This is a genomic window from Halobacillus ihumii (genome assembly GCF_902726645.1).
Taxonomy (GTDB): Bacteria; Bacillota; Bacilli; order Bacillales; family Halobacillaceae; genus Halobacillus_A; species Halobacillus_A ihumii.
This window is the reverse complement of the sequence record NZ_CACVAO010000001.1, coordinates 3,802,404-3,820,593: the sequence shown is the minus strand read 5'-3', so window position 1 is coordinate 3,820,593 and position 18,190 is coordinate 3,802,404. Positions and strand designations below refer to the sequence as shown.

The 18,190-nt window shown below is 42.4% G+C and carries 14 protein-coding genes; 3 read left to right on the top strand and 11 right to left on the bottom strand.

The window, feature by feature from the left end:
• Positions 1–3: 3 nt before the first annotated feature.
• From G6R08_RS19110 to G6R08_RS19095, 4 genes are all read right to left on the bottom strand, one after another.
• Positions 4–1,326 carry a dihydrolipoamide acetyltransferase family protein gene (locus tag G6R08_RS19110; RefSeq protein WP_163530306.1) on the bottom strand — a complete coding sequence of 441 codons (1,323 nt, stop codon included), beginning with the start codon at positions 1,324–1,326 and terminating at the stop codon, positions 4–6.
• Between the two features lie 28 nt (positions 1,327–1,354).
• Positions 1,355–2,332 carry an alpha-ketoacid dehydrogenase subunit beta gene (locus G6R08_RS19105; protein WP_163530303.1) on the bottom strand — a complete coding sequence of 326 codons (978 nt, stop codon included), beginning with the start codon at positions 2,330–2,332 and terminating at the stop codon, positions 1,355–1,357.
• 3 nt (positions 2,333–2,335) lie between these two features.
• Positions 2,336–3,418, bottom strand: a complete 1,083-nt coding sequence (pdhA, locus tag G6R08_RS19100) for a pyruvate dehydrogenase (acetyl-transferring) E1 component subunit alpha (protein WP_163531402.1) — start codon at positions 3,416–3,418, stop codon at positions 2,336–2,338.
• A gap of 408 nt (positions 3,419–3,826) precedes the next feature.
• Positions 3,827–4,540, bottom strand: a complete 714-nt coding sequence (locus G6R08_RS19095; RefSeq protein WP_163530301.1) for a YkyA family protein — start codon at positions 4,538–4,540, stop codon at positions 3,827–3,829.
• 182 nt (positions 4,541–4,722) lie between these two features.
• Here G6R08_RS19095 and def point away from each other — a divergent pair, with 182 nt between their 5' ends.
• Complete coding sequence (def, locus tag G6R08_RS19090) at positions 4,723–5,277, top strand: peptide deformylase (protein ID WP_163531401.1); 555 nt, start codon at positions 4,723–4,725, stop codon at positions 5,275–5,277.
• A 386-nt stretch (positions 5,278–5,663) separates the two neighbouring features.
• Here the strand turns inward: def and G6R08_RS19085 are convergent, their stop codons facing one another.
• On the bottom strand, positions 5,664–6,440 hold the full coding sequence (locus G6R08_RS19085; RefSeq protein WP_163530299.1) for a Cof-type HAD-IIB family hydrolase: 777 nt from the start codon (positions 6,438–6,440) through the stop codon (positions 5,664–5,666).
• A gap of 476 nt (positions 6,441–6,916) precedes the next feature.
• Here G6R08_RS19085 and G6R08_RS19080 point away from each other — a divergent pair, with 476 nt between their 5' ends.
• Both G6R08_RS19080 and rnjA read left to right on the top strand, forming a co-directional pair.
• Positions 6,917–7,126 carry a DNA-dependent RNA polymerase subunit epsilon gene (locus tag G6R08_RS19080; RefSeq protein ID WP_163530297.1) on the top strand — a complete coding sequence of 70 codons (210 nt, stop codon included), beginning with the start codon at positions 6,917–6,919 and terminating at the stop codon, positions 7,124–7,126.
• Positions 7,127–7,129: 3 nt separating this feature from the next.
• Entirely contained in the window at positions 7,130–8,797 is a 1,668-nt protein-coding gene (rnjA, locus tag G6R08_RS19075; protein WP_079529693.1) for a ribonuclease J1, read from the top strand.
• A 126-nt stretch (positions 8,798–8,923) separates the two neighbouring features.
• On the opposite strand, the gene G6R08_RS19070 is transcribed toward rnjA, so the two are convergent.
• The 6 genes from G6R08_RS19070 to G6R08_RS19045 form a co-directional block, all read right to left on the bottom strand.
• A complete protein-coding gene (locus G6R08_RS19070) occupies positions 8,924–10,645 on the bottom strand; it encodes a pyruvate oxidase (RefSeq protein ID WP_163530295.1) in 1,722 nt (573 codons plus the stop codon).
• A gap of 428 nt (positions 10,646–11,073) precedes the next feature.
• Positions 11,074–11,742: a potassium channel family protein gene (locus G6R08_RS19065; RefSeq protein WP_163530293.1), complete on the bottom strand. Its 669-nt coding sequence runs from the start codon at positions 11,740–11,742 to the stop codon at positions 11,074–11,076.
• Positions 11,743–11,846: 104 nt separating this feature from the next.
• A complete protein-coding gene (locus G6R08_RS19060; protein WP_163530291.1) occupies positions 11,847–12,860 on the bottom strand; it encodes a cytochrome d ubiquinol oxidase subunit II in 1,014 nt (337 codons plus the stop codon).
• Complete coding sequence (locus G6R08_RS19055; protein ID WP_163530289.1) at positions 12,857–14,209, bottom strand: cytochrome ubiquinol oxidase subunit I; 1,353 nt, start codon at positions 14,207–14,209, stop codon at positions 12,857–12,859. The genes G6R08_RS19060 and G6R08_RS19055 overlap by 4 nt, the downstream gene beginning before the upstream one ends.
• A 294-nt stretch (positions 14,210–14,503) precedes the next feature.
• Entirely contained in the window at positions 14,504–16,336 is a 1,833-nt protein-coding gene (locus G6R08_RS19050) for an ABC transporter ATP-binding protein (RefSeq protein WP_163530287.1), read from the bottom strand.
• 58 nt (positions 16,337–16,394) lie between these two features.
• Positions 16,395–18,149 carry an ABC transporter ATP-binding protein gene (locus G6R08_RS19045; RefSeq protein ID WP_163530285.1) on the bottom strand — a complete coding sequence of 585 codons (1,755 nt, stop codon included), beginning with the start codon at positions 18,147–18,149 and terminating at the stop codon, positions 16,395–16,397.
• Positions 18,150–18,190 lie beyond the last annotated feature (41 nt).

Sequence of the window (18,190 nt, the reverse complement as noted above, 5' to 3'; positions counted from 1 at the left end):
ACTTTACGCCTCCATCATGATTAATTGTGGATCGTTCAGTAAACGCTTGATGTTATTCATTGCATGCTGTGCTGTAGCACCGTCGATCATACGGTGGTCAAAGCTTAATGAAATAGCTAGTACCGGAGCGACAACAACTTCTCCGTCGCGTACAACAGGTTTTTCGGCAATACGGCCAATTCCAAGGATCGCTACTTCTGGGTGGTTGATAACTGGAGTAAACCACTGTCCTCCAGCGGAACCGATATTTGTAATCGTTGTAGATGCACCTTTCATTTCAGCGGAAGAAAGTTTGCCGTCACGTGCTTTCACAGCTAGCTCATTTACTTCACTTGAAATGGAGAAGATCGATTTACGATCTGCATCTTTAACAACAGGCACAAGTAATCCTTTATCTGTATCAGCTGCAATACCAATATTATAATAGTGTTTTTGAATAATTTCATCCGTTTCATCATCTAAAGAAGTATTTAGGACTGGATATTTCTTCAGTGTTGACACTAATGCTTTCACTACATAAGGAAGGTATGTCAGCTTAATATCCTGCTCGGCTGCAACAGCTTTGAATTTTTTACGGTGAGCAACAAGCTCTGATACATCCACTTCATCCATTAGCGTAACATGTGGAGCTGTATGTTTAGAGTTGACCATTGCTTTAGCAATCGCTTTACGCATACCGCTCATCTTCTCACGAGTTTCAGGATAAGCTTCACCAGCTGCCGGTGCTTCTTGAGTTGTTGTTTCTTCTGCAGCCGTTTCGTCAGCACTGTCTTCAGATGCTTGTGTTTGTCCACCATCAAGGAAGCTGTCCACATCGTCTTTTAAGACGCGGCCATTTTTCCCTGAGCCTTGTACTTTACGAATATCAACATCGTTATCACGTGCATATTTTCTAACAGACGGCATGGCAATAACACGTTTATCGTCATCTGCATCGCTGTCATCAGTTTGTGCAGCAGGCTGCTCGGACTTCTCTTCCTTTTTCTCTTCTTTTGAAGACTCTTGCTTGTCTTTCTTAGGTTCTTCTTTGGATTCCTCTTTGGATTCGTCTTTCGATTCTTCCCCAGAATCATCGCCTGAGTCTTCTGAACCGTCATCAATGGTAATAATAACTGTTCCTACAGTTGTTGTTTCGCCTTCTTCAACATGCAGTTCTTTTACAGTACCATCAACTTGGGAAGGGATTTCTACTACTGCTTTGTCATTTTGCACTTCACAAAGTACATCGTCTTCTTTTACTTCATCACCGGGTTTGACGAACCACTTGGCGATTTCACCTTCGTGGATCCCTTCACCGATATCGGGCAGTTTAAATTCGAACGCCACGGTTATTACCTCCTATTAGTAGAGATGTTTAAAAATTCATTACTTTATTTACTTTTTCAACAATGTCGTTGTGGTCTGGAAGCCAAATTTCTTCCGCTTGGGTGAACGCATAAACAGTATCAGGTGCAGTCACGCGCAGAACTGGTGCCTCAAGGTGCAGAATAGCTTTTTCTTGGATTTCAGAAACAACATTTGCAGCAATACCAGCTTGCTTCTGAGCTTCCTGAACCATAACGGCACGATTAGTCTTCTCAACAGAAGCGAGAATAGTCTCGTAATCTACAGGACTTACTGTACGCAAGTCGATGACTTCTGCACTAATGCCGTCTTCTTCCAATGCGTCAGCCGCTTTCAGGCAAGAATGTACCATTGCGCCGTATGCAATAAGGGTCACGTCTGTGCCTTCGCGCTTCACATTAGCTTTTCCAAGATCCACTGTATATTCTTCCTCAGGAACTTCTTCACGGAATGAACGGTACAGTTTCATGTGCTCTAAGAAAATGACCGGATCATTATCACGGATGGATTGGATTAGCAGGCCTTTAGCATCGTATGGGTTTGAAGGGATTACAACTTTCAAACCAGGCTGTTGAGCCATTAATCCTTCCAGACTGTCAGCGTGAAGTTCTGGTGTATGAACACCGCCGCCAAAAGGAGAACGGATTGTGATCGGCATGTTTTTTGTGTTTCCTGTACGGTAACGATAACGAGCCATCTGACCGTTAATAGCGTCCATCGTCTCGTAAACAAATCCGAAGAACTGAATTTCAGGAACGGGACGGAAGTCAGTAAGTGCAAGACCAATGGACAAACCACCGATTCCTGACTCAGCTAGTGGTGTATCGAACACACGGTCTTCGCCGAATTCATCTTGAAGACCTTCTGTTGCACGGAATACGCCGCCGTTTTGGCCAACGTCTTCACCAAAGACGAGCACGTTCTCGTCGTTCTTAAGTTCTGTGCGCATCGCGTCTGTGATGGCTTGAATCATTGTCATTTGTGCCATGATCTACTTCGACTCCTTTTCCTTATATTCTTCCATTTGCTCTTGAAGATTGGATGGAAGTTCCTCGTACATGTTTTCGATTAGATCCGTTACTTTTTGTTTAGGTGTATTGTCCGCTTCTTTGATAGCTGCTTTAATTTCATCTTTAGCTTCTTCAATCACCTTGTTTTCTTCCTCTTCAGACCAAAGACCTTTCTCTTCAAGGAATGTACGGAAACGCACGATTGGGTCTTGTTTTTCCCATTCGTTGTCCATATCTTCTGTACGATATCTTGTTGGATCGTCACCAGCCATTGTGTGCGGTCCATAACGGTACGTCAACGTTTCAATTAACGTCGGGCCTTCTCCGTCAATCGCACGTTTACGCGCTTCTTTAGTAGCGGCATACACGGCAAGAACATCCATGCCGTCTACTTGAATGCCTTCAATACCTGCTGCAACGGCTTTCTGTGCAATGGTTTCCGCTGCAGATTGCTTTTCAACAGGTACAGAGATAGCAAAGCGATTATTTTGTACAACAAAAATCGTTTGGGCGCCAAAAGCTCCGGCAAAGTTGATTCCTTCGTAGAAATCCCCTTGAGAAGCACCGCCGTCACCTGTATAAGTGATCGCGACTGCATCTTTTCCGCGCTTCTTATATCCAAGCCCTACACCGGCTGCCTGTGTAATTTGGGCACCAATGATGATCTGCGGGCTGACAGCATTTACTCCTTCAGGCATTTGGTTCCCTTTGAAATGACCACGGGAAAATAGGAATGCCTGCGTTAGCGGAAGGCCATGCCAGATTAACTGTGGAACATCACGATATCCCGGCAGAATGAAATCTTCTTTTTCCAGGGCAAAATGGCTTCCTAATTGGGAAGCTTCCTGACCGGCAGTTGGTGCATAGAATCCAAGGCGTCCCTGTCTGTTAAGGGCAATAGAACGCTGGTCTAAAATTCGTGTATACACCATGCGGCGCATAATTTCTTTTAAATCTTCATCAGATAGGTCAGGCATCGCATCTTCGTTTACGATCTTACCTTCTTCATTAAGGATTTGAAACGTTTCGAACTGGTCTTCGATATTATCAAGAACTCGTTTCAAAGTCACTCACCTCTTCCTTTCTCCATTTAAAATAGATGCTGTTGAGTAGCATTCCCAAAACTCCGAAAAAAACTGTACCTATTTGCTCTACTACGTTTTACCCTGAACACATCTTGATTAATCATAAGCGCGAAATTAGTCAAACTGTTATATTGTCAAAGCAATGTTTATTGGTACAATAATATTTTCATATGTAGTTTAGCTCAAGGGGAAGGGATTCGTCAAACACTCTGCAACGAATAGTTACTAATGTTGAGCATTCACTACCTAATTCTTGAAGTTCCTTAAAAAAGAATGATGTATTCTGTACCATTATTTTTTTAAGGCTGTATTAATTTTACTTTTTTTAGATGGAGGATGCAAATTATTTTACTCAAAAAAAACGACCCTTTGTTAGGGCCGCTATTTCTATTCTGCTTCTTCTGACTTATTTTTATTATCTTTTGATTCACTTTCAGCGGAATCCTCATAAGTGACATCAAGTCCAACCGCTTCATAAAATTGTTTCTTAAGTTCATTATACTCTTTTGTATAGGTATTGAACTGTTCGTTGGCTTCGATTACAGCGCTGTAACTTTCATTAATACTTTTAACTTGCTGCTGCAGTTCTTCCTGCGTTAAATCCTTCTGCTGAAGCATTTCATACAATTTCTTATCTAAATCGAGCGCCTTCTGATAGGCCTCGTACAAATTCTGATAAGCGTTATATCGTTTATTCATCGTATCTACAAGCTGGTCTGCTATTTTTTTAGCTTCAGCTTGCTCTTCGTCCAGATCCTCAATCAAAGGTTTAATCTTATCAAATTCCTCTTTGGCAGCGTCAATGCTTTCTTTCTCAAGCTTCAGTTTTTCTTCTCGCTCTTCAACCAGTGCTGCCGCTTCCTTAGACAATTTTTTTATTTGATCGAACTCGTCCATGCTTAAGTCAATGATTTGATTGTATAATTCCTGTTCTTGTTCCTCTAATTTCTTTAGCGGTTCTTGCTGTTTCCGAAACTCATCCTCTAGCGATACTGCTTTTTCTAAATGCTCGTATATTTTTTCCTGAGCCGATTGGCCAGAACACGCAGACAAAATAAAAATCGTTGCCGCTAGCAACGAGACAACCTTAGTGAAACGCACAACTTCTCCCCCTCTTACTGGTGTCTTGCTGACTTTTTTATCATATGTACAATAGTATAATAAATAAAATTAAATTGAAAGACTTCTTTTTCTTTCCAGTTTTGTCATACCCATAATCATTGATCTTTCTATGTTAAAATAAAATACGAATTAGATGTTGGTGTTCAGAAAGGATGAATTGGATGATTACAATGGACGATATTATACGCGAGGGGCACCCCGCTCTTAGAAAAGAAACCGAAGAAGTAGAAATTCCGCCAAATGAAGAAGACAAGCGAATTCTTGGAGATATGCTGGAGTACTTAAAAAATAGTCAGGATGAACAGGTTTGTGAACGCTACGGTCTGCGTCCGGGCGTCGGGCTGGCCGCCCCGCAAATTAATGTGAATAAACGGATGCTTGCGGTTCATTTCACAGATTTAAATGATAAGTTTTTCAGTTACGGTTTATTTAATCCGCGCATTATCAGTCACTCTGTGGAGCGCACCTACCTTTCTTCTGGAGAAGGCTGTTTATCTGTGGACCGAGAAGTTCCCGGCTATGTTCCAAGATATCGAAGAATTACGGTAAAAGCCGTTGATTTGGAAGGTAATGAAGTCAAGCTGCGCCTGAAAGATTATGCTGCAATTGTTTTTCAGCATGAAATTGATCACCTTCATGGCATCATGTTTTACGATCACATTGATCAGGATCAACCGTTTAAAGAACCTGAAAATGCCAAACCGGCTGATGCATAAGGGTATATTAAGGTAAAAGAAGAAACGCCCGGGACAAAACTGAATTATGCATAAAATAATCCGGACAATTTCATTTGAATTTGTCCGGATTTTCATACCAAGAAAGGCTTCTACCGTCGCTCCGTCAAAATGTTTCGCTTTCCGCGGCCCCACAGGACGTGGGGTCGTTCGGTGTTGGCACACGACGTGCCGAACTTAACCGAACATCCTCTAAAAAGTCGAGCTTCCTCGGAAAGCAAAAAGCGCTTTCCTGTGGGATCTTCGACTCGCGCTGTTCCCGCAGGAGTCTACACATTTTGACTGTGCTCATTGTCTGCGTTTATACGATTTATTTTTTAATGTTCGTTTTTTGGAATCATTGCTTTACTTATGTCCCGGCCCTTCTTTTATTTAGATAACAAGTTGATATCATAGATCGCTTTTACAAGTCCATCATCGTCAACATCTGCAGTGATATGATCACTAACAGCTTTTGTTTCATCCACGGCATTGCCCATCGCCACGCCAGTTCCCACCTCACGAATCATTTCAATATCATTTAATCCATCACCAAAGGCATACGTATCCTCAATCTTAAGACCGGCAGCGTCAATTAACTGCTTAATCCCTTCTGCTTTTGAGCCACCTTTAGGCAGAACATCACAAGAATAAGGATGCCAGCGTATAAAGTCAAAAGCATCATATTTTGATTCATAGTAATTTAACTCGTCCCCTTCACAGAACAACAGCGACTGATAAATCTCTGAATTATTGTAAAAGGTCGCATCAATTGCTGGATAGTCAAAGTGTAACGTGGCAAGACTTTCTTTAATGTACATTTGTTCACGATCAGATGCTTTCATTTCATCCTGATTCATAAACACCATCGGATGGTTATTTTCTTCCGCATCCATGTAGAGTTTTTCTAAGTGGTCTTTCGACAATGGATTTTTATAAACTGGTTTACCTTCAAATACCACATACTGTCCATTAAAGCTAACATAAGAATTTATGCCGAGGGTTTCCCTCAATTCTTTATACATGAACGGGGCCCGCCCCGTCGCAATCGCACAGTACACTCCTTGTTTTTGTAAATCCTTTACTGCTTTAACTGTACTCTCCGGCAGCTCTTTCTTATGATTTAACAGCGTTCCGTCTATATCAAAAAATGCGATTTTTCCCATACTAATCATTCCTCTCACTACAAATTAAAGATACAAGATACGTATTTAACTTTTAACCACTTTCTGCGCTGGCTATACTTTAGCATGAGTGGATATAATTGAGAAGAAAAACGAAAGATATTCATAATTCGTTACTTCTTTCGGGAACATATTTGAAATTGATGAAAGGTAATTGTTTCATTCTGACCGAAACCGTATTATACTAAAGATAACAGGGATTGGGCGGTTTAACGTTTTTTGCTGACTTTCTTCATCACGGAAGGAGATGGCTGCACATGATGAAGCGTCTTAGAAGAAAGCTTAGAAAACGTTGGAAAAAACTTTTGGAACGAAAAACATACGCGTAAATAACCAATAGTCATATGGCGGAGTGTGACTGATTCAACCTTGGAATGAATTCCCATATTCATAATAAACGTGCTATCATAATCAACAGAAGATCGAGAAAACTATTCTTAGTAAGGAGCGATAAAAACATGATTTTTAAAGTATTGTACCAGGAACATGCACAAGAAGTTCCTGTTCGTGAACGTACAAAGGCCATGTACGTTGAAGCGGAAAAAGAGAGAGAAGTCCGTAAAAGGTTGGCCGATAAAAATATAAATATTGAATATATCCAGGTGCTTGATGAGGATCACTTGGCTTATGAGAAACAGTCTGAAGATTTTCATCTGGAGAATGTGTAACAGATGAAGTTTGTTAAAAATGACCAAACAGCTGTTTTCGCTTTAGGCGGACTCGGCGAGATTGGCAAAAACACATACGCTGTTCAATTCCAGGACGAAATCATCCTCATTGATGCTGGAATCAAATTTCCAGAAGACGAATTGTTAGGAATTGATTATGTTATCCCGGATTACACCTATTTAGTCCAGAATGAGGACAAAATTAAAGGGCTCTTCATCACCCATGGGCATGAAGACCACATTGGCGGGATTCCTTATTTGCTGCGTGAAATTAACATCCCTATTTATGCAGGTAAGCTTGCAGCAGGACTGTTACGAAACAAATTAGATGAGCACGGATTATTGCGCAATACGAAAATGCACACGATTCAGGAAGATGATGTAATTAAATTCCGTAAAACATCTGTATCGTTCTTCCGTACGACGCACAGTATCCCGGATTCTTATGGAATCGTTGTAAAAACACCGCCAGGTAACGTCGTCCATACAGGTGATTTCAAATTCGATTTCACCCCTGTAGGTGAACCGGCGAACTTAGCAAGAATGGCTGAGATCGGCAAGGAAGGTGTACTTGCTTTACTATCTGATAGCACGAATAGTGAAGTACCAGGATTCACCAAGTCTGAACGAGTAGTCGGACAAAGCATTCAAGATATATTTACGCGTGAAAATGGTCGTCTAATCTTTGCGACCTTTGCTTCAAATATCCACCGCCTTCAACAAGTCGTTGAAGCAGCCGTCAGAAATAATCGTAAGGTGGCTGTGTTTGGCCGAAGCATGGAATCATCGATTCGAATTGGACAGGAACTTGGGTACATCCGCGCACCCAAGGAAACGTTTATTGACGCCCAGCAGCTTAACCGTTTGCCGGCACACGAAGTTGTTATTTTATGTACCGGCTCCCAAGGTGAACCAATGGCAGCTCTATCACGAATTGCTAATGGAACCCACCGTCAAATTCAAATTATGCCTGGCGACACGGTCGTGTTCTCCTCTTCCCCAATCCCTGGTAACACGATCAGTGTAGGACGAACCATCAACAAACTTTACCGTGCCGGTGCCGAAGTCATTCACGGCCCATTAAATAACATTCATACGTCCGGTCACGGAAGCCAGGAAGAAATGAAGCTTATGCTGCGTTTAATTCAACCTAAGTTCTTCATGCCGATTCATGGTGAATATCGGATGTTAAAAGAACACGTGAAGTTAAGCGAAGAATGCGGCATCGATCCAAGCAACTGCTTCGTAATGGACAATGGCGATGTACTGGCCCTTGGCAAAGACGAAGCAATGGTTGCCGGAAAAATCCCATCCGGGTCCGTTTATGTAGATGGCAGCGGCATCGGAGATATTGGGAATATCGTGCTGCGTGACCGCCGTATTCTTTCCGAAGAAGGACTCGTTATTGTAGTCGTTAGCATTAACATGAAAGAATTCAAGATCGCCTCTGGTCCTGACATTATCTCTCGTGGCTTCGTTTATATGAGAGAATCAGAAGACTTGATTAAAGAAGCACAAAAGCTTGTAAGTACACATGTAGAAAAAGTTATGGACCGCCGCACTACTCAGTGGTCTGAGATTAAGAATGAAATCACTGACACGATTGCACCATTCTTATTTGAGAAAACGAAACGCCGTCCAATGATCCTTCCGATTATTATGGAAGTTTGATGGCACGATAAGTGAAAGCGCCCTGGCAGACACGAATAGGATAAGACCTCGAGTGTCTGGGTGCTGCAGCTAGCCAACTTAACAAAAAAAGGTCCGCTAACCTAGTTAGCGGACCTTTTTATATACTTATTTTAAACGTTCCCAGGATTTACTCATGTCAGGCAAGTCCATGTCACCTGTCTCGAAGAAATGTTTAATCACATATTTCGAGTAGTTAACAGCTGATTGATAGTCAATATGACCTGGCAGTGGAGCTTGTTCTTCAATCGCCACATCAATAATCGCCGGTTTATCTGATAAAAATGCTTGTTCCATCCGGGTCGATAAATCCTCATAAGACTCAATTCGATAACCTTCCCCGCCGCAGGCTTCCGCAAATTTAGCAAAATCCATCTCGCCAAGCGATGTTTCATACGTAAGGTGGCCCATTTGAGCTTGCTCATATTTGATCATCCCAATTTTACTATTATTTAGGACGACCATCTTAATCGGTAACTCATACTTGACAGCTGTTACAAAATCCTGCATTCCCATGGAGAAACCTCCATCGCCGCAAATTCCGATAACTTGACGATCAGGATGAGCAATTTGAGCGGCAAGGGCTCCCGGTAATCCAACTCCCATCGTTGCCAGCCAGCCTGAAATTAAGAATTTCTGATCAACTAATGGCAGGAACCGTGATGCCCACACCGTTACATTCCCCACATCTGCCGATACGATAGCTTGTGACTTCATATGTTTTTCCAATTCAAACATAACTTGTGGTGCATGCAGCGGATCTTCTTCAGATCGCTTTTCTTTTTGCAAAGAAACTCTCCACTGATTCATCATGTCCTGATACCTTTCAAGGTTCGAAGTATCATTTCTTGGTGACATCAATTTAGTGAGACGGCTGAGCGTCTGTTTGGCATCACCTGCAATTCCGAGTTCAATCGGATAATATTTCCCAAGATGTTCGGGCTCGTTATCAATTTGGATCGCCTGCACATGATCTGGCAGGAAATCTCTATATGGAAACTGTGTACCTATTAATAAAAGCAGATCACATTCTTTAATCGCTTTATAGGCTGGTTTTGTGCCAATTTGTCCATGGTGTCCCAAACAATAGGGATGGTGATCAGGAATGATTCCCTTTGCAAGTAAGCTTAGGACAATTGGAGCTTTAATCGTTTCAGCAAATTCGATAAGTTCGGTTTGCGCCGCACTCGTTCCCTTCCCAGCTAAAATCACCGGATTCTCAGACTGCTCGATCAATTGTCGAGCCTCCTTGAGCTGCTCATCCCTTGGAGTAATTGTCGGCTTATAATAGTCTTGTGCCGTCAGCCTTTCTTCGCTCTTCTGCTTTCTCGAGAAAATATCATCTGGCACGACTAACACAGCCACCCCTTTTTTGGCGTAGGCTTCACGAATGGCCTGGTTTAATAGATCAGGCAGCTGAGTTTCTGTTTCAGCGCGTTCATTGAAGACAGCTACATCATCAAACAGCCGCTCCAAGTTCACTTCTTGAAAGGCACCCGTTCCCACTGCTTCACTACTTACCTGTCCAACTATGGCCAACACAGGGGCACCGTCACCTTTAGCGTCATATAGACCATTTAGAAGATGAATCCCGCCTGGACCAGCAATGGACAAACAAACTCCCAGTTTACCCGTTAATTTCGCATAAGCCGAAGCTGCAAGGGCACCTGTTTCTTCATGCCGTACTTGAAAGAATTTGATTCGGTCCTGTTCTTTTCTTAGATCGTCTATGAATTCGTTTATTGAGTCACCAGGAAGACCATATACATGATTGACTTCCCAGTCTATGAGTTGTTCTACTAATGTTTGACCTGTTCGTTGCGCAGACATTCTATCATCCTTCCCAAGTTAGGCTATACCTCACTTTATCCTAAAATACCGGCGGGTAAACCATAGGTGCTCTGTTTTCGCAACCACCTTTTGTAAAAAGGCTGATTCCTTCCCTTCTATGTATTTCAGAAAGCTCCTCACACCTTAGATTCTGAAATAACCAGGAGTGATTCTTAAATAACGACTCGTGTTTCTTAAATATCGCCCGGTGATTCTAAAATAACGAGGGCGATTCTGAAATAACTAACCCTTTTTGTAAAGTTTCGAGTAAATCCTGATGAAGTTCCCAGGGTTATAGTGTGTGCTCACCTCACCAAAGCTATGTACCCCTCCATTTTTGTCCATAAAAAAATCGAGTATAAAATCTGTGCGAATTCATACTCGATTTCCTCATGCTTATTTCTCTACGTTATTTGAAGCAGATTCCCTCATTCATCTTCTACAACTAAATTTTTCTCAAATCGGCTGATATCCTTATCGGCACCAATAACAATTAATACATCTCTATGCTGGATTTCCTCAGTAGCCATTGGCGAAACGATCACGTCTTTGTCACGTTTGATTGCTACAACGTTACAGCCGTATTCAGCGCGGATATCGAGGTCAACGAGTGTTTGTCCACTCATTCTTTCGCCAGCTTTTACCTCTACGACACTGTGGTCATCTGATAATTCAATGTAATCAAGAATGTTATTGGAGATGATGTTATGGGCAATTCTTTTACCCATATCACGTTCAGGATGAACCACATGGTCCGCCCCTATTTTTCGTAAAATTTTCTCATGATAATCATTTTGTGCTTTGACAGTAACAGTGGCAATTCCTAGTTCCTTAAGAATCACCGTCGTTAGAATACTGGATAAAATGTTGTCACCAATCGCAACAATCACGTGGTCAAAGTTACCTAATCCGAGTTCTTTTAAAACACTTTCATCTGTCGAGTCTGCTATAACAGCATGTGCAGCAATATCTCTATACTCATTTACTTTATCTTCATCCAAGTCCAGGGCTAATACTTCCATGCCTTCATTATTGAGTTCACGGCAGATACTGCCGCCGAAGCGGCCCAGCCCTACGACTGCATAGTCCTTTTTCATTCTTCATCCTCCAACTTTTCAGTTCAATGTATCCATATTTTATCATAATTTATCGATAAGAACAGAGCGAATTCTTTTCGATGTAAAAACGATCCTTCCAGATGCTATTTTTTCCCCTGAACATAATCTGCATCGAATAAAAACATGCGCATGAGCATGATTAGTGATGGGACTAACAACAACAGTCCGCCTATAAAAGCAATAATCAAGGTGATGCCCATCGTTTCATTCGTAGCACCGCTCGTAATCGTTACAAACGGCTTGATAATATAAGGTAAATGGGAGGCCCCATAACCGAAGAAGGCAAAGAAAAACTGGAACATGACGGCAATGAAAGCCCATCCGTAATATTTCCCTTGATAGATGAGAAATAAGCCGATCATAAAGAAGGCGACCGAAAGCCCAAATACCCACCAAAGCTCAATCGCTTTTTGAAAATGGTCAAAGTTATGCTGACTCAGCGCGATGAAGGTCGTTAAGCTGGCAATAATGGTCGGCGAACTCCAGAACAAGGCGTATTTGCGAACGATGTCCAGTGCTGGCTCGTCATCCGCACGGTGTGCATAATAGGTAAGAAATGTCGAACTTATATATAAAACCGATACAATCGCTAGCAGAACGACACTCCAGGAGTACGGACTGGTCAGCAATTTGCCAATCATCAGGTGAACCCCATTGGCTGTTTCCTCAATAAACCCGCCTTCTGAGATGGTCATCGCTGTAGCCAGCGAAGCGGGAATTAATAACCCTGTGGCACCATATAGAAACATATACACGTGGTTATCTTTTGACCCGTAACTTTCAAACGCATAGAAGGAACCCCGGATCGCAAGCAGGACGATCGCAATACTGCCCGGCACGAGCAGGGATTGACCAAAGTAATAAGCGGTGTCCGGGAAGAACCCGACAAGACCGACGAAGAAAAAGACGAAGAAGACGTTGGTCACTTCCCAGACGGGCGAAAGGTACCTTGAAATCAGTTTATTTATAATATGATCCTGCTTCGTCAGTTTAGCATAATAAGCAAAAAATCCAGCTCCGAAATCGATTGAAGCAACAATCAAGTATCCGTATAAGAACAACCAAAGAACTGTGATTCCAATATATTCATAGCTCATTCCTTGTCACTCTCCTTTACATGAGGGTAGCGACTTTCCAATTCAAGTTCTGCTGGATTGTTCTTAAATATTTTCCTGAGAACAACTAAACACCCCGTACCTAAGACGATATACAGCCCTAGAAATAGTAAAAACATTAAGCCTACGTGCGGTGAAGTGGTGGCCCCTTCAGCCACGGTCATAAATCCTCGTAAAATCCACGGCTGGCGTCCGACTTCAGCAAAGATCCAGCCAAACTCTATAGCGAGCATCGCTAACGGCCCTACGGCAGCAAGACCTGTTAGTAGCCACCTATTATACTCATTCCAGCGTTTCATTTTCCAGAAAATCAAGAATAGAAATGAGATGCCGACTAAATAGAACCCAATCATTACCATAAAGTCGAACATGTAATGAATCCAAAGCGGCGGCCGCTCATCTTCCGGTGTTTCATTCAATCCTTCCACAGGAGCATTAAAATCTCCATGCGCCAGAAAGCTCAAAGCCCCGGGAATACGGATCGCATTCTCCACTTCATTATTTTCATTTAACGTACCAAATATAATAAGATCGGCATTCTTCTCTGTTTCAAAATGCCACTCGCCGGCCGCCAGTTTTTCCGGCTGGTATTCGGCAAGGTATTTAGCAGACGAATCTCCAGCCACGGCTGTCGCAACAGCGAAAATAAATGTAGCCGCAACGGTTAGTTTTAACGCTTTTTTATGATAAATCGTACTTTTCCGAACGAGCATAATAAACGCAGCAATCGTAGCTAAAATAGCAGCTGACGTTAAATAAGACGAGCTGATCACATGAGCTACTTTCGTCGGTGTGGCCGGGTTGAACATCGCCGCAAACGGATCGACAGCGATCAGCTTGTCTCCTTCCGTTTCAAATCCCTGCGGGGCATTCATAAACGCATTGACGGTTGTAATAAAGAAGGCAGATAAAGTAGACCCGATGACGACTGGGATCGACAGCAGCCAGTGATAAATCGGATTCTTAAAACGATCCCACGTATATAAATAAGCCCCAAGAAAAATAGCTTCAAAGAAAAAGGCGAAAACTTCCATAAATAATGGAAGACTGATTACATTTCCCGCTAGTTTCATAAAACTGGGCCATAACAAGGAAAGCTGCAAACCGATCGCCGTTCCAGTCACGACACCAACAGCTACCGTGATGGTCAATCCTCTTGTCCACCGCCTCGCTAATAAGGTGTAATGCGGATCTTTCTTCTTGATACCGATCCCCTCAGCGATCGAAATCATGATCGGAATCCCAACACCAACAGTTGCAAAGATGACATGAAATCCGAGGGTTAGGAAGGTAAGCAGCCGGCTCATCAGGACGCTGTCTTCAAAGAACATATGCGATTTCCCCCTAACGAAAATAATGTGAATGTTACTTATTCTTACTTTAATTATAAATCGTGCAAACGGTTCCTGTGTAGATGGTTGATGAAGATTTTGTGACGAACTTCACAAACTTTCCTTTTCTAAAAATCCTTCATAAAATAATTCCTTTTATGTAGACGTATTCTCCTATACATTACCCTATTGTGGCTCAGTCAATCCTAATCGACGAAGATTTATGAGTGAAGCACAAAAAACCCATCACGGCCGCTTGGCTGTGATGGGAAATAGCTGTCTACCTTAACAAAATCAGATGGCGTCAAGCATTTGAAACTGTGCTTTCACTAATTCAAAGTACTCGCCTTTTTGATCCATTAATTGATCATGGGACCCATGCTCAAGAATCTTACCATGTTCGAGCACATAAATCGTATCCGCTTCCCGAATCGTCGACAGTCTGTGAGCAATGATAATAGCAGTTCTGCCTTTCAACAATCGTTGCAAGGCTTGCTGGATTTTCATTTCGGTTTCCGTATCAATACTTGCAGTCGCTTCATCAAGAATCAAGATTTTCGGATTGGCAAGAAGAGCCCTCGCGAAGGACAGCAGCTGCCGTTCACCGGCTGATAAAATATTGCCGCGTTCCTCTACTTCTGTTGCATATCCATCACTCAAGCGCTGGATGAAATCATCTGCTCCAACAACTTTAGCTGCATCCATCACCTCTTGATCAGAAGCGGTTGGGCGGCCAAATCGAATATTTTCCATGATCGTACCAGAGAAAATAAATGTGTCTTGCAGAACAACACTGATCTGCTGGCGGACACTATCAATAGTGGCATCGCGCAAGTCCGTTCCATCGATCTTCACAGCCCCTTTAGTAGGGTCGTAAAAACGGCTGATCAAGTTAGCAATCGTTGATTTGCCCGACCCTGTATGCCCGACTAAGGCTACCGTTTCTCCCTGTTTCATCTCAAGCGAAATATCATGCAAGGCGATTCGCTTTTCATCATAGGCAAATTGAACGTGATCAAATTCGATGTGCCCCTTCATATCCGTAAGCTCGTGGGCATTTTGTTTCTCCTGTACATTTGGCTGTTCATCGAGAAATTCGAAAATGCGCTCTGAGGCAGCCATCGCCATCAGAAGCTGGTTATACATCTGGCCAAGACGGGAAATCGGCTCCCAGAACATACCTAGGAAAAAAGCGAACGATACGAATGTTCCAATTTCAATGTCGCCTTGTAAAATAAGGTGTGCCCCGTATGCCACGAGGATGACCGTTCCAACTGCATTACTCATTTCTACGAACGGGCGGAACATCGCACTTTTTCGTGTTGCGGTATTCCATGACTGAAAATTGTCAGTGTTGACTCCATTGAAGTATTCGGCATTTTCATTTTCCTGTGAAAAGGATTGTGTAATCCGCACGCCTTGAAGACTTTCATTTAAATGGGAGTTCAGCCTCGATTGTTGAATACGGACCTGCTGCCATGAGCGGCGAATATTCCGCCGCAGCTTCGTTGAAATATAGAACATGATTGGCATGATCACTAGTATCGCAAGGGCAAGCTTCGGACTCAGTGCAAACAGGATGACGATAATTCCTGTCAACATGACAACATCCATTAAAAGATTAATAATCCCATTGGTAAAAAGCTCTTGTAAGGAATTAATATCATTCATAATCCGTACAAGAATCGAACCAGCTGATCTAGAGTCAAAAAACTTATGAGAAAGACGCTGCACATGCGAAAATAAGTGCTGGCGCAAGTCATAAATCACATTTTGCCCCAAAATATTAACATATTTAATTCGTAACGCATTACCGATATAACTTAGCAGGTACATAATGGCAATGCCGACTACGAGTTGAATAAGTAAATTTACATTGTTTTCTGCAATTGCAATATCGATCGCGACTTTACCAATTAAAATAGGAACCACTAGCCGTACAATCGTCGAAATTAACATCGCTATAATCGAGATCGGCAGCAGACGCCTTGTGTACGGCTTAACATACGAGAGTAAACGAAGCATTTGCGTCCAGTTGAACGGTTTTTCAATCGCCTGGTCTTGGGTGTATTTAAACCGGTTTAAATGTTTATTCGTTTCAGGTCTATGCTTGGGTTTGCGAGCCATGCTTTCCCCTCCTTTTGAAAAGTATTACAGTACAGATCTTTACATTCTAGAAAGAAGACTATGAAATGGATGAATTTAAGATTCTCTCTTTATCTTGATACTGAATATCGTAAATTCGTTGATATGGTCCGCCATTAAGGAGGAGGTCCTCGTGAACGCCGCGTTCTTTGACGAAGCCGTCTTCCAGCACGATGATTTCATCAGCATGTTTCAGCGAGGAGATTCGATGTGCAATGATGAATGTCGTGCGGCCTTCCATCACCTCACGCAATGCTTGTTGAATCTTAAATTCTGTTTCCATATCAACGGCCGAGGTCGCATCATCAAGGACGAGAATGGCAGGATCGATTAATATTGCCCGGGCAATGGCAATCCGCTGTTTCTGACCGCCGGATAAGCCCATTCCTCTTTCACCAAGCAAGGTGTCATACCCTTCTGGCATATCCATAATAAACTCATGGGCCTGCGCCCTTTTAGCTGCAGCGATTACGTCCTCGAGGGTCGCATCAGGGTTACCGTATGATATGTTTTCCTTAATGGAAGTAGAAAATAAGAATGATTCTTGCAAAACGAAACCGATATTTTTGCGTAGCGTTTTTAATCCATAATCAGCGACTGGTTTTCCATCAACTAGTACGCTTCCCTGTTCCGGTTCATAAAAGCGAGTAATCAACTGGGTAATGCTCGTTTTCCCTGAACCAGTTGCCCCAATAAGTCCGATTGTCTTACCTGGAGGGGCATCGAAGCTAATATTTTTCAAAGCCGAATCATCATCTTCAGTGTACGTAAGAGTGACATCATCGAACGTCACATGTCCCTTTAATCGATCGAGTACAAGAGGTTGATCTCTCTCTGTAATGTCTTCCTTCGCTTCTAAAATCTCGAGCAAACGTTCTCCAGAGGCTTTTGATTGAGAAAAAAGGTTAATGACGAAGCCAAAATTCATTAACGGCCCTAAAATATACCAAACCAGGCTGAAGAAAGCGACAAGCTCCCCTAATTGCAAGGCTCCATTAACGACGAGATAGCCGCCATAGGCCAGCAGCGCCACAACACTCACGTTGCCGATAAATTCCATAAGCGGAAAGTAACGAGACCAGATGTTAGACGTATCAATGTATTTCTTCCGATAATCATCGCTGCGGTTTAAGAAACGTCCCACTTCGAACTCTTCTCTCGATAGCGATTTCACCGTATTCATACCACTAATGTTTTCCTGAACACGTGTGTTGAGCTTACCAAATGACTTTCTAATTTTACGAAAAGCGGGGTGGACTTGCTTATCAAACTTAAACACTACCACCGTCAGGAACGGCATGGCAGCCATCGTGACCAAAGCCAGTGGAACAGAGTAATAAAACATGACAGTTAGACTGATTAAAATCAATAACACAATGCGGATAAGCTCGGAAAATCCGACCGATAGAAAGAATCGAAATCCTTCTACGTCTGCTGTTAACCGTGACATGATGTCACCTGTCTTCGCGTTGTCATAGTATTTAAACGACAATCTCTGCAATTTTTTATAAAGTTCATCACGCATCGTATAAACGGACCGGATCCCGAAGTAATCACCAAGGTACTGATGAAAGTATGTCGCGACCCCTTTTACAATCATTAGTAAAATAAAAGCAGCCCCGATATACGGGATAAGATTGTACCTTTCTCCTCGTACCACTTCATCAATTGTAATTTGCAGTACAATTGGGTAAACAACGGTTATACCAGTGACAAATAGAAGGGCAAATAATGACCATAAAAAGAAGGATTTAAACGGCCAATAAAATTGCTTTAATTTTTTAAATGTTTCCATAATGTCCCTCCCTTTCTTTTTACGTAATTAATAATATATCG